The sequence below is a fragment of the Methylobacterium sp. CM6241 genome, from assembly GCF_054817845.1.
In genome coordinates this window covers 4726618-4738459 of sequence record NZ_CM139246.1, presented here as the reverse complement: position 1 = coordinate 4738459, position 11842 = coordinate 4726618, and the positions used below count along the sequence as shown (strand labels likewise).

The window sequence follows — 11842 nt, the reverse complement described above, 5'->3', positions numbered from 1 at the left end:
GCGTGTTAGGGGAGGGCCATCCCGGCAGAGTCGCGGCAAAGGTGCAGCCGCTGGCCGGCGATCGCCCGAGGATGGAATCCAGTGCGACCCTGGCGAGAAGGACCGGGAGACCGGCGCAGCTACCATCACGGCAACCTCAAAGAGGCGCTGATCGAAGCGGCGCGCCGGTTCATCGCCGAGCGCGGCGTGGGCGGTTTCACCCTGGTCGATGCGGCACGCCTCGTCGGAGTGACCCCCGCCGCGCTCTATCGTCATTTCCGGGGTCGCGAAGCTCTGCTGGAGGAGGTGGCCGGCCGTGGCTTCACCGACCTCGCCGAGCGTCTGGCACGCTCCCTCACCACACGCGGAACACCTCTCGAGCGCTTCACCCGAATGGGCGAAGCCTATCTCGCCTTCGCCGAGGAAGAGCCCGGCTATTATGCCGCGATCTTCGAGACGCGTGGCGCACCGATGGCAGCGGATTCTGCAGCCTCCGACGTCCCGCCCAGGCCCAGCCCCTTCGACCTTCTGCTCGAAGCGCTGAAATCGACGTTTCCGGATGGATTCGGTGGGGTCGAGCCTCGTTTCGTCGCCCTGGAAGTCTGGGCCCTCTCGCACGGGCTCGCCACGCTCTCGGCTTCCGGCCATCTGCCGAAGGGGCCGGGAATGCCAGACAAATACGAGTTGCTACGCGCCGGCGTGCTGGCCCTCGTCCATGGCGCGGGACGCCCCCGACCCTTGGCCTGACACTCTCCTGAAAACGACCCTTGAAACCGCCACGTCGCATTCGCAAGTAAATGTGGTTCACATTAACATCGGAGCTGTGAGCCGTGAGCTTTTCCTCGACCTCTCCCTGGGCCACCGCCAAAGCCTGCCGCAGCGGTCCGTTTCCCCGCCGCTCTTTCGAGATCGGCGCCGTCGTCGTCGCGTTCTTCTATTGGTGGCCGTTGGCGGCGGCCTACATCGCCTGGAAGGTGGCGGGTTACCCGGCATTGTCCGAACTGCGCGGCATGATCGGCCGCGGATCCGATTGGCAGGCGGGCATGCGCAAATCGCGCTTCGCCCAGGCGTTCGAGGCCGCAGACCTGCGCGGCACCGGTAACCTTGCCTTCGACGATTACCGCCGCGCCGAACTCGACCGGCTCAATGCCCAGCGCAAGGCGCTGCAGGAGGAGAGCCGCGCTTTCGCCGAGTTCGTGGAAGAACTGAAGCGCGCCAAGGACCGCGAGCAGTTCGACGCCTTCATGGCCAAGCGCAACAATAGCGGCCCGACGCAGAGCGTCTGACCGATCCCCCATTCGGGGCAAGGAGGGCTTCCGGCAGCGATGCCGGGAGCCCTTTTTCGTTTGTCCGGCGGCGAGATCAATCCTGCAGTTTCTTCAGGTGATGCAGGGCGATGAAGTGCAGGCAGAAGCCGAGGATCAGCGCCGTCACGCTCACCGCACCCGGCTCGGTCTGGAAGAACCGCAGCGAGACGCTCCACGCCTCGGAGCGGGACAGGCGGTGGTCAAACCCTTCGTAGAGCCGCATCCCCGGCAGGAAGAAGCCGACCATCACCAGGGACGCCCCAAGCGTATTGAGGAACGTGGCGCGATAGCGGACCCTGTCGTTACGGGCGGACTTGCTCATGGGCGTACTGTTTCGGATAAGTTTCATCGACGACCCGGACCACCCTGTTTGCATCGCTCCGACGACCGGGACGCGCCCCCCACCGCGTCATGGCCGCGCTTCTTTATCGGATTTTCCTGCCCCGGGGGGCCATAAGGGCGGGAGTTCAAAAGAGCGTGGGGTCTGTCCGGTGCCGTCCGTGGCACGGTGGGCCGGTTCTCGGGGGAGTGAAGGCGATGGTGAATACGGACGGTCCCGGCGCGGAGACCCGCGCGACGGTCACGGTGGTCAACCATCCCCTGGTCCAGCACAAACTGACCCTGCTCCGCCAGAAGGAGCGCTCGACCAAGGGCTTTCGCCAGATCCTCAACGAGATCGGGATGCTCCTCGCCTACGAGGTCACCCGCGACCTTCCCCTGGAGCGGGTGACGATCGAGACGCCGATCCAGGCGATGGAGGCACCGCAGATCGCCGGAAAGAAGCTGGTTCTCGCCCCCATCCTGCGCGCGGGGGTCGGCTTCCTCGACGGCATGCTGTCGCTGGTGCCCTCCGCGCGCGTCGCCCATGTCGGGCTCTATCGCGACCCCGAGACGCTGGAGGCGGTGGAATATTACTTCAAGGCGCCGTCCGACCTCGCCGACCGCACCGTCCTCGTCCTCGACCCGATGCTCGCCACGGCCAATTCGGCCATCGCGGCCATCGACCTCCTGAAGCAGCGCGGCGCGCGCGACCTGCGCTTCGTCTGCCTCCTCGCCGCGCCGGAAGGCATCGCCAAGCTCCAGGCGACGCATCCCGACGTGCCGGTCTGGACCGCCTCCATCGACAGCCACCTCAACGACCACGGCTATATCGTGCCAGGCCTCGGCGATGCCGGCGACCGGATGTACGGCACCCGCTGAGACATTCCTCGCTTACCAACTGCGCCCTTGCCAACCTGCCCTCCGGCCGCACATGACGGGTCACGCCAACCGGAGATGTGATGCAATGACGTCAAGCCCAGACCTGCCCGAGACCATGCGCCAGATCCGGTTCGCGGGAGCAGGTGGGCCGGACGTCCTGACTCTCGAGACGGTGCCGCTGCCCCAGCCCGGTCCCGGCCAGGTGCTCATCGAGGTCGTGTCGGCCGGCGTGAACCGGCCCGACATCCAGCAGCGCGAAGGCAAGTATCCACCGCCGAAAGGGGCCACCGAGATTCCGGGCCTCGAAGTCGCCGGCCGGGTCGCGGCCCTCGGCGAGGGGGCGGAGGGTTTCGCCATCGGCGACGAGGTCTGCGCCCTCACCATCAGCGGCGGTTACGCCGAATTCGCCGTGGCCGAAACCGGACAATGCCTGCCGCGCCCGGCGCCGCTCTCGCTGATCGAGGCCGCCGGACTGCCGGAGACCTATTTCACCGTCTACAGCAACGTCATCGAGCGCGGGCGGCTGAAGCCGGGCGAAAGCTTCCTCGTTCATGGCGGATCGAGCGGCATCGGCTCCACGGCGATCCAGATGGCGAAGCTCCACGGCGCGCGGGTCTTCGCGACCGCCGGATCCGCCGAGAAATGCGCCTTCTGCAAGGAGCTCGGCGCCGACGAGGCGATCAATTACCGGGAGGCGGATTTCGCCGAGGAGATCAAGCGCCTCACCGAGGGCAAGGGCGTCGATGTCATCCTCGATATGGTGGGCGCACCTTACCTCGCCCGCAACTTGGCCTCCCTGGCGATCGAGGGACGTCTCGTGCAGATCGCCTTCATGCAGGGCTACAAGGTCGAGAGCTTCAGCATGACGCCGATCATGATGAAGCGGCTCACCTTCACCGGTGCGACCCTGCGGGCGCGTCCCAAAGCGGAGAAGGCGGCCATCGCCGAGGGCCTGCGCCGGGACATCTGGCCCCTCCTCGCCGATGGCCGGATGAAGCCGATCATCCACGCCACCTTCCCCTTGGAGAAGGCGTCCGAGGCCCATGCGCTCATGGAATCCAGTGCGCATCTCGGCAAGATCATGCTAACGACCGGGCGGTGACGCAGGGGTTAACTTGGATGTCGCTGCGGCTTTTGCGTCATATGCCGCGACCAGGGCCAATCGACTCGGAACAGGGAGCTCGGCCGTCGCGTTCAATCCACCAAATGGGACATCCGCGTCTCAGGTTGAACATGACGGCCGTCCCCGGCCGAGCTTCGAAAGGTATCCCATGGCAGAACGACTCGACGGCCAGGACGCGCGTCAGGGCAAGAAGGGCAAGCCAGTCCTCTACGTCCTGATCGGCAGCCTCGTCCTCCTCGCCATCGCCATCACCGGTCTGATGACCTGGCAGGGTGCGAACTCTCCGAAAGACTACGCCTCGCAGAGCCAGGACGCCTCCCGTGGTCAGGTCACCGGCTCCGTGAACGGGTCCGGAAACGGAACCTCGTCGGCGAATACCGGCAACGTTCCCGCTGGCAACCCAGCCTACCCGGCGCCGGCCCAACCTTCGGCCAATGGCGGCCAGAAATAATCCAGACATCATGTCGGTCCCAGCGACCGGCAATGACGACAGCGCGCTACGGCATTGCGGCGGACCTATCCGCTTCGAAGCCGTAGCGTTTTTTATTGAGACGCACTGTTGGTCTGGTGAGATCTCTCGCTAGAGGTCTTTGCATGAAGAGCTACGATCACCACTCGGGATCTAAGCCTTCACGCTCCGCCAGTTCTCAGCGGGTCGGAACCGGAACTTCGCCACGATAATCGTAGAAGCCGCGCTTCGTCTTCCGGCCGAGCCAGCCGGCCTCGACATATTTCACCAGAAGCGGGCAGGGGCGGTACTTCGAATCCGCCAGCCCTTCGTAGAGCACCTGCATCACCGAAAGGCAGGTATCGAGGCCGATGAAATCGGCCAGCTGCAGCGGTCCCATCGGATGGTTGGCACCGAGCTTCATCGCGGTGTCGATGGCCTCCACCGAGCCGACGCCCTCGTAGAGCGTATAGATCGCCTCGTTGATCATCGGCAGCAGGATGCGGTTGACGATGAAGGCCGGGAAATCCTCCGACATGGTGGAGGTCTTGCCGAGCTTGGCGATGAAGGCCTTGGCCGAAACGTAGGTCGGGTCCGCCGTCGCGATGCCCCGGATCAGCTCCACGAGCTGCATGACGGGAACCGGATTCATGAAATGGATGCCGATGAACCGCTCCGGCCGGTCGGTCGCGGCGGCGAGGCGGGTGATCGAGATCGACGACGTGTTCGTCGCCACGATGGCGTCGGGGTTCAGCGAGGGGCACAGGGCGGTGAAGATCTGGCGCTTGGTCGCCTCGTCCTCCGTCGCCGCCTCGATGACGAGATCGCAGGGGGCGAGGTCGTCATAGCTCTCGGCGGCCTGAATACGGGCGACGCCGCTGCGCCTCTGCTCGTCGGTGATCGTACCCTTGGAGACCTGTCGCGCCAGATTGCCGTCGATCGTCGCGAGCCCGCTATGGATCCGGGCGGTGTCGCGGTCGTTCAGCCGCACGTCCAGTCCCGCCATGGCGCAGACATGGGCGATGCCGCTTCCCATCTGGCCGGCGCCGATGATTCCGACGGTCTTGATCTCGATGGCCATCGCTTGAACTCGCACCCCTGAGGCGCGGCCGGTTCGGCCGCAGAACGCCCGCCTAGCGATCGAGGCGTTGGCGCCGCAATTGAAATGCGGCGCACAAAATTCCTAGATCATTTTCTCGCTGAGGTGCAGCCCGGGCAAGCGCTTAAATGGGAAAAGAACTCCGCCGCGGATGGCTGCGGCGGAGTTCCATCGTTCTGATCCGGTCCGGATCAACCTTTGGCTTTGGCGATCTCGGCCTGAAGCTCGGGGACGATCTGGAACAGGTCGCCGACGAGGCCGTAATCCGCCACCTGGAAGATCGGCGCATCCTCGTCCTTGTTGATGGCGACGATGACCTTCGAATCCTTCATGCCGGCCAGATGCTGGATCGCGCCGGAGATGCCCACCGCCACGTAGAGGTCCGGCGCCACGACCTTGCCGGTCTGGCCGACCTGCCAGTCGTTCGGAGCGTAGCCCGCATCGACGGCGGCGCGCGAGGCACCCACGGCCGCGCCGAGGGCGTCGGCCAGCGGCTCGATGAGCTCCTTGAACTTGTCCGAGGAGCCGAGCGAGCGGCCACCCGAGACGATGATCTTGGCGGCGGCCAGTTCGGGCCGGTCGGACTGGGCGATCTCTTCGCCCTTGAAGGTGGATTTGGACGAAGCGGGCGCGCTCACCGAGACGGGCTCCACCGGAGCGGTCGATCCCCCGGCAGCAGCGGCCTTGAACGCCGCCATGCGGACCGTGATGACCTTCTTGCCCTCGGCGGCCTGGACGGTCTGGATCGCGTTGCCGGCATAGATCGGCCGGTCGAACGTATCGGGCGAGATCACGCTCATGATGTCGGAGATCTGCGCCACGTCGAGAAGGGCGGCCACGCGCGGCAGCACGTTCTTTCCGGTGGTGGAGGCGGCGGCGATGATCACGTCGTAATCGGCCGCGAGCGAGACGATCAGCGCCGCCGTCGGTTCGGCCAGGGCGTGGTCGTAGGCGGCATCCTCGGCCAGCAGCACCTTCTCGACACCGTCGAGGGCGGCGGCGGCATCGGCTGCCGGGCGGCTCGCCGCACCGGCGACCAGGGCGTGGATCGGTCCGCCGATTTCGTTGGCGGCGGAGAGCGCCTTCAGGCTGGCGTCGCGCACGGCGCCGTTATCGTGCTCGATGAGGAGGAGAATGGCCATGCTATGCGTCGAACCTCATATGCGGTGCGGCCTGGCATCCGTCGCGGCGTCGCGCCGGACTGCGGCCGAGGATAAGGATTGTGGGCCGGCGCCGGCCATCCTGCGACGGTCGGAGCGCGGACGGAGCCTGAAGCTCAGATGACCGAGGCTTCGCCCTTCAGCTTCTGGACCAGTTCGGCCGCGGAACCGACCTTGATGCCCGCCTTGCGTCCGGCCGGCTCGACGGTCTTCAGCACCTTGACCCGCGGCGTCACGTCGACGCCGAGCGCATCGGGGCTCAGCTCCTCGAGGGGCTTCTTCTTCGCCTTCATGATGTTGGGCAGCGACGCGTAGCGCGGCTCGTTCAGGCGCAGATCCGTGGTCACGATCGCCGGCAGGGCGAGGGTGACGGTCTGCAGGCCGCCATCGACCTCACGGGTGACGTCGATCGAACCCTCGCCGAATTCGAGCTTGAACGCGAAAGTGCCCTGCGGCCAATCGAGCAGCGCGGCGAGCATCTGCCCGGTCTGGTTGGAATCGTCGTCGATGGCCTGCTTGCCGAGGATGACGAGGCCGGGGGCCTCCTTCTCCACGACGGCCTTCAGGATCTTGGCCACCGCCAGCGGCTCCACGAGCCCGTCGGTCTTCACCAGGATCGCCCGGTCGGCACCCATGGCCAGAGCCGTGCGCAAGGTCTCCTGCGCCTGCTGCGGACCGATGGACACGGCGACGATTTCGGTCGCCTTGCCCTTCTCCTTCAGACGGATCGCCTCTTCGACGGCGATCTCGTCGAACGGGTTCATCGACATCTTGACGTTGGCGAGTTCAACGCCCGAACCGTCGGCCTTGACGCGGATCTTGACGTTGTAGTCGACGACCCGCTTGACGGGCACCAGAACCTTCATGGCGGTCACAATCCTCCAATGATTTTCTTGGCAAGGGCCGGCGCAGCGCGCGAGGGGCCTTCGACGCGGTCGAAGGTCCGGGCACCCTCTTGGAATGAAGCGGCGGACCGTAACGGGGGGATTTCAGACTTGTCAACGCGTGCGACAGTCTAGCCCCGCGTCGAACACATGCGATCCGTAATTCACGCTCGCTTGTATGCGGTCTACCAGATTTCCCGCTTCAGCGGTTCTTGCCTGGAACCCAGAGCACGTCGTCGGCTCCATTGGCATTGGCCGTGCGGCTCGCCACGAAAAGGAAGTCCGACAGGCGGTTGAGGTATTGCAGCGCCTCGGGCGAAACGCGCTCGCCCTCCACGGCGGCGAGGGCCACCGTCAGGCGTTCGGCCCGGCGGCAGATCGTACGGGCGAGATGGAGCGCGGCTGAGGCCGCGGAACCGCCGGGCAATACGAAGGATTTCAGCGGCGACAGCTCGGCATTGAGCACGTCGATATCCGCCTCGATCCGCTTCACCTGGCTGGCGACGATACGCAGGGGCTCGTAGGCCGGCGGCTCGTCGCTTTCCGGGGTCGCGAGATCGGCCCCGAGGTCGAACAGGTCGTTCTGGATACGGCCGAGCATCGCGTCGAGGACGATATCGGCGTGGAGACGGACGAGGCCGATACACGCATTGGTCTCATCGACCGTCCCGTAGGCCTCGACCCGCAGATCCGCCTTGGAGCGACGTTCGCCATTGGCGAGCGCCGTGGAGCCCTTGTCGCCGGTGCGCGTGTAGATGCGGTTCAGGGTGACCAAGGGTTATCCGATCTCAGATCCGGGCGTCGGGCTCAGAACGTGTAGCCGATCTTGCCGCCGAAATTCGTCAGGCCGCGATTCTCGTGGCACAGGCCGGCATTCGACATGTGCTCGACGGTGGCCATGATGCTCCAATGCTCGGTCAGACGATAGCCGAGCGCCGCCGCTTCGCGGAAGAGCGGGTTGCAGCCGAGGGCGTTGAAGCCCGCCGGTGCGTTGGCCTTCAGGCCGGTATAACCGTTATGCGCGCCCGCGCCGAAGAAGCCTTCGAGGAAGACCCGGTTGTTCAGGGTCTGCGGGAAGAGGTCCACCGTCCAGGTCGCGCCGATATAGGCGAAGCTGGTGCGACCATCGAAATTGTAGCTGCCGCCCACGGTCGGGCGCGGCACGAAGGCCTGCCAGAACGGATCGAGGCTCACGACCGGCTTGGAGAACAGGATCTCGCCGTTGATGGCGTTGGTGTTCTTCTCGGCGCTGCCGGGATCCTGCACGGCCCCGCCGATGCGCACTTCGGACACGATGCTCAGCGGCTGGACAGGCGTGACGTAGGCCGCAGCGGGAGGCGGCGATCCGAGATCGGCGGCCTGGGCGGAACACACGACGGGCAGGGCGAGAATGCCGGCGACCAGGCGAGAGCAGATGGCTTGCATCGATGACGGATCCAAAGTGAACCCGACCTTCCTACCACGCAGGAATACGCTGGTGTCAGCCCGGACGATCAGTAATCCCGTCCCGATATCGTCTTAGACGAGAGGTGAGACCCAGCCGCCACACTCACCGAGATGTGATGATTGCTCAGGCGGAGCGCCACCAGACGACGCCCATGATGAAAATGATCGCCAAGAACTGGAGCAGTACGCGGAGGCGCATCAGCCGCTGAGACAGGTTGGCGCTGCCCCCACGCATCATGTTGATGAGACCGAGAAACAGCACGACGGCCACGGCGAGGCAGGCGACGAGGACCAGGGTGTTGGATGACATGGAGGCTCGCGCTCGGAACGGGGGGATGGAGCCCATATGGCTCTGCCGATCCCCTAGCCCATAGGGCAGGGGATCGCACCCGCGGAACGGGTGCGACCTTCAGTTTCGCCGGAGCAGGCGCTCGAAATAGTCGAGCTCTTCCCTGGGCCGACTCGGATCGCCGAGCTTGCGCCGCAGCTCCTCCATGATCCGGCGCGTACGCTGGACCGCGGATTCGTCGGCGGTCGGAACCTTGCCACGGCCGTCGGAGAGGTCGCGGCCCTTGGTCGGACGGCCGAGCGGATCGTCGTCACGATTGCCGGCCTGCCCCTGCTGGCTCGGGTTCTCGCCGCCCTCCTGCTCGCCCTCGCCTTCACCCTCGCCCTGGGCCATCTCCTCCATCTGCTTCTGCATGCCGTCCGCGCCGCGCTTGAGCCCATCGAGGGCGCGGCCCTGAGCGTCGACGGCATCGCCTTCCTTGCCCTCGCCGAGGGCGCCTTCGGCGTCGCGCATCGCCTCTTCGGCGTCGGCAAGGCCTTCCTCGCCCTGCATCCCGAGCTCCTTCATCCGCTTCTGCAGATCTTCGAGACGCTGGCGCAAAGCCTGCTGGCGTTCGCCAGCGCCACCCTGGCCCTGCTCGCCCTTCTGGCCTTTCTGACCCTGTTGCCCTTGCTGGCCCTGCTCTCCGCCCTGCTGGCCCTGGTCGCCATTCTGCTGCTGCCCCTGCTGGCCGCGCTGGGGCTTCTGGCCCTGCTTCTGCCCGGGCTGCTGGCCGCGCTTGTTCTGGCCGTCCTTGAAGGTCTCGTCGCGGAGCGCCTGCTGCTCGCGGGACATCTTGTCGAGTTCCTCGGCCTGCTTGCTCATCTCACGGCCATTCGGGTCGGATTTGGCTCCCGGCTCGGCGGTCTGGAGGTTCTCGAGGATGCTGCGCAGCTGTTCGAGCAGGCGTTGCGCCTCGGCGGTGTCGCCGCGCTTCATCGCCTCTTCCATGTCCTTCAGCATCTTGTTCAGATCGTCCGGGGTGACGGTCTTGGCGTTCTGCTGCGACTTGCCCTTCTCGCCCTGCTGCTGAGGCTGCTTCTGCTGGCGCTCGGCCATCTGCTTCATGAACTTGTCGAGGGCCTGTTTCAGGTCCTCCGTCAGCTTCTTGATTTCCTCGTCCGGCGCGTTCCGGTCGATGGCGTCCTTCAGCCTGTCCTGGGCAGCGCGCAGGCTCTTCTCCGCATCGGAGAGGTCGCCATCCTCGATCTTGAGCGCCATCTCCCACAGCAGGTCGGCCACCTCGATCAGGTTTTCGTCGGTCCGTGCCGCCTTGAGCCGGCGGGACGCGGTGCGCAACCCGAGGAAGATCGAGGGCTGCGGCGTGAACTGGTCCGGCGCGATCATGAGTGCATCGAGGGCGGTCTGCACCCGGCGCCGGCTTTCGTCGGGAGCGGTGACGAGGCGCCGGCGCTCCTCGGCCAGGGCGCGCGCCAGGGGCTCGCGGAACGGCCGGGCCGGCAGCGTGATCTCCGCCGTCTCGGTCCGCCCCTCCTGACCGGCCTCGTCCTTCACCACGATGGTCAGCCGGACCCGCGCGCCCGACCAGGGATTGTCGGTGAGGTCCACAAGGGTCTTCGTATCGGTCTCGCCGCTCGCGTCCGAGGGCAAAGCGAGGGGCATCTTCGGAAGGGGCACCAGGGAGCGACCGCCCGTCAGGGGTTCGACGATCCCGTCGGCCGAAGCGATGCCGTAATCGTCCTTGGCGCGGTAGCTCAGATTGAAGGTGCCGCGCGCATTCACCTCCAGGGCGCCGACGCGCCGGACTTCCGGGGCGAGGTCCGGGATGGTCTCGACGATGAGATGCTGCTTGGGCGCCGAGCCCGCGGCGATGATGAGATCGGCGGTGCCGCCGACGAGCTGGAAACGGTCCTCACGAAGGTCGGGACGCGCTTCCTTGCCGGGGAGAGGCTTGAAACCCGCATTCGGCGTCAGCACGACATCGCCCTGGCCGGCGATCCGGACGATCAGCGTGGAGTTGACCGGTGCGCGCAGGCGCTGCTCGGTCCCGCTCATCGTGACGACGAGGGGCGGAAGCCTCGTATAGAGCGGCGGATCGATCCAGCCATCGACGCGAAAGTTCGGTCCCGGGCCGGCGGCCTCGTGCCAGTCGAACGCACTCCCGATGCGCTGGCGCCATTCCGGGCCTGCGACGAACAGGCTGGCCAACGCCGCCACGACGAAGCCGGCGCGAAGGGCGAAGGGGTCGCGGCGCGGCATGCCCGGACGGGGCAGGCCGACGCTCAAGCGGGAGACGGCCTCGGCTGCGCGGCGCTGATGCAGCGCCCAAAGCGCCTGCGTCGCCGGGTCCGTCGTTCCGACGGCGAGGGTATCCTCGATGGCCGAGGCCGGATTGTGGGACGAAGCGCCGTCGGCGGCGTCACGGTCGAGGCGGGCCAGTGCCTCGCGGCGGCTCGGGCGGGATAGGCGGACCAGCGGCACCAGAGCGGCGAGAAAGGCGAGGGCGAAGGCGGCGAGGCCGGCGATACGCCAGAACGGCGACAGATCGAGCCAGAGCCCGAGCCACGAGGCCGCGAGGAAAGCCAGGACCACGGCAAGCGCCCGCCAGACGAGCGGCCAGGCACGTTCCCACAATCCGGCGGCCTGCGATTGCGACACGAGCCGATCGAGCCGGCTTCGGGCTGCCGGCGTCTTCGGCGCCGTCATCTGGGTCGCTTTGGAGGTCGTCGCGTCGGCCTCGTCCATTCTGTTTGGGCTCCCGAGGCGGGGAATGCTCCAGGCATCCCGCCATGTCAGCCTAGCATGGTGGCGGCGCGCGGCGATCGGGTCAAATCGGCCCACCCGCATCGCGGGTGCGCGGCCAAGCAGGTCCGCATTGGCGAGCCAACGCTTCACCTCGCTTAGGCC

General features: G+C 66.5%; 13 protein-coding genes. 5 read left to right on the top strand and 8 right to left on the bottom strand.

Annotated elements, in window-relative coordinates; all coding sequences use genetic code 11:
• The first annotated feature begins 81 nt into the window (after nt 1-81).
• Nucleotides 82-726 (top strand): TetR/AcrR family transcriptional regulator, encoded by a 645-nt coding sequence (locus ACYQR9_RS22265; protein WP_461228069.1) that lies wholly within the window; start codon nt 82-84, stop codon nt 724-726.
• Between the two features lie 83 nt (nt 727-809).
• On the top strand, nt 810-1265 hold the full coding sequence (locus tag ACYQR9_RS22260) for a DUF2852 domain-containing protein (protein WP_461228068.1): 456 nt from the start codon (nt 810-812) through the stop codon (nt 1263-1265).
• A gap of 76 nt (nt 1266-1341) precedes the next feature.
• On the opposite strand, the gene ACYQR9_RS22255 is transcribed toward ACYQR9_RS22260, so the two are convergent.
• The gene (locus tag ACYQR9_RS22255; protein ID WP_056424843.1) at nt 1342-1608 is read right to left on the bottom strand and encodes a hypothetical protein; all 267 of its coding nucleotides are present in this window, start codon (nt 1606-1608) and stop codon (nt 1342-1344) included.
• 215 nt (nt 1609-1823) lie between these two features.
• Here ACYQR9_RS22255 and upp point away from each other — a divergent pair, with 215 nt between their 5' ends.
• The 3 genes from upp (at nt 1824) to ACYQR9_RS22240 (ending at nt 4060) form a co-directional block, all read left to right on the top strand.
• Nucleotides 1824-2486 carry a uracil phosphoribosyltransferase gene (upp, locus tag ACYQR9_RS22250; protein ID WP_461228067.1) on the top strand — a complete coding sequence of 221 codons (663 nt, stop codon included), beginning with the start codon at nt 1824-1826 and terminating at the stop codon, nt 2484-2486.
• Between the two features lie 85 nt (nt 2487-2571).
• Nucleotides 2572-3588, top strand: a complete 1017-nt coding sequence (locus tag ACYQR9_RS22245; protein ID WP_461228066.1) for an NAD(P)H-quinone oxidoreductase — start codon at nt 2572-2574, stop codon at nt 3586-3588.
• Nucleotides 3589-3757: 169 nt separating this feature from the next.
• Nucleotides 3758-4060 (top strand): flagellar basal body-associated FliL family protein, encoded by a 303-nt coding sequence (locus ACYQR9_RS22240; RefSeq protein ID WP_056424851.1) that lies wholly within the window; start codon nt 3758-3760, stop codon nt 4058-4060.
• Between the two features lie 196 nt (nt 4061-4256).
• Here ACYQR9_RS22240 and ACYQR9_RS22235 read toward each other — a convergent pair whose 3' ends face one another.
• From ACYQR9_RS22235 to ACYQR9_RS22205, 7 genes are all read right to left on the bottom strand, one after another.
• Nucleotides 4257-5138 (bottom strand): 3-hydroxybutyryl-CoA dehydrogenase, encoded by an 882-nt coding sequence (locus ACYQR9_RS22235; protein ID WP_207412617.1) that lies wholly within the window; start codon nt 5136-5138, stop codon nt 4257-4259.
• A 209-nt stretch (nt 5139-5347) separates the two neighbouring features.
• Nucleotides 5348-6298, bottom strand: coding sequence for an electron transfer flavoprotein subunit alpha/FixB family protein (locus ACYQR9_RS22230; RefSeq protein WP_461228065.1), 951 nt, complete (start codon nt 6296-6298; stop codon nt 5348-5350).
• Nucleotides 6299-6432: 134 nt separating this feature from the next.
• Nucleotides 6433-7182 carry an electron transfer flavoprotein subunit beta/FixA family protein gene (locus ACYQR9_RS22225; RefSeq protein WP_056258098.1) on the bottom strand — a complete coding sequence of 250 codons (750 nt, stop codon included), beginning with the start codon at nt 7180-7182 and terminating at the stop codon, nt 6433-6435.
• Between the two features lie 220 nt (nt 7183-7402).
• Entirely contained in the window at nt 7403-7975 is a 573-nt protein-coding gene (locus ACYQR9_RS22220) for a cob(I)yrinic acid a,c-diamide adenosyltransferase (RefSeq protein ID WP_207412615.1), read from the bottom strand.
• Nucleotides 7976-8007: 32 nt separating this feature from the next.
• On the bottom strand, nt 8008-8625 hold the full coding sequence (locus ACYQR9_RS22215) for an acyloxyacyl hydrolase (RefSeq protein ID WP_056424869.1): 618 nt from the start codon (nt 8623-8625) through the stop codon (nt 8008-8010).
• A gap of 145 nt (nt 8626-8770) precedes the next feature.
• Complete coding sequence (locus ACYQR9_RS22210) at nt 8771-8956, bottom strand: twin transmembrane helix small protein (RefSeq protein ID WP_056424872.1); 186 nt, start codon at nt 8954-8956, stop codon at nt 8771-8773.
• Nucleotides 8957-9055: 99 nt separating this feature from the next.
• Entirely contained in the window at nt 9056-11680 is a 2625-nt protein-coding gene (locus ACYQR9_RS22205; RefSeq protein ID WP_461228064.1) for a TIGR02302 family protein, read from the bottom strand.
• Nucleotides 11681-11842 lie beyond the last annotated feature (162 nt).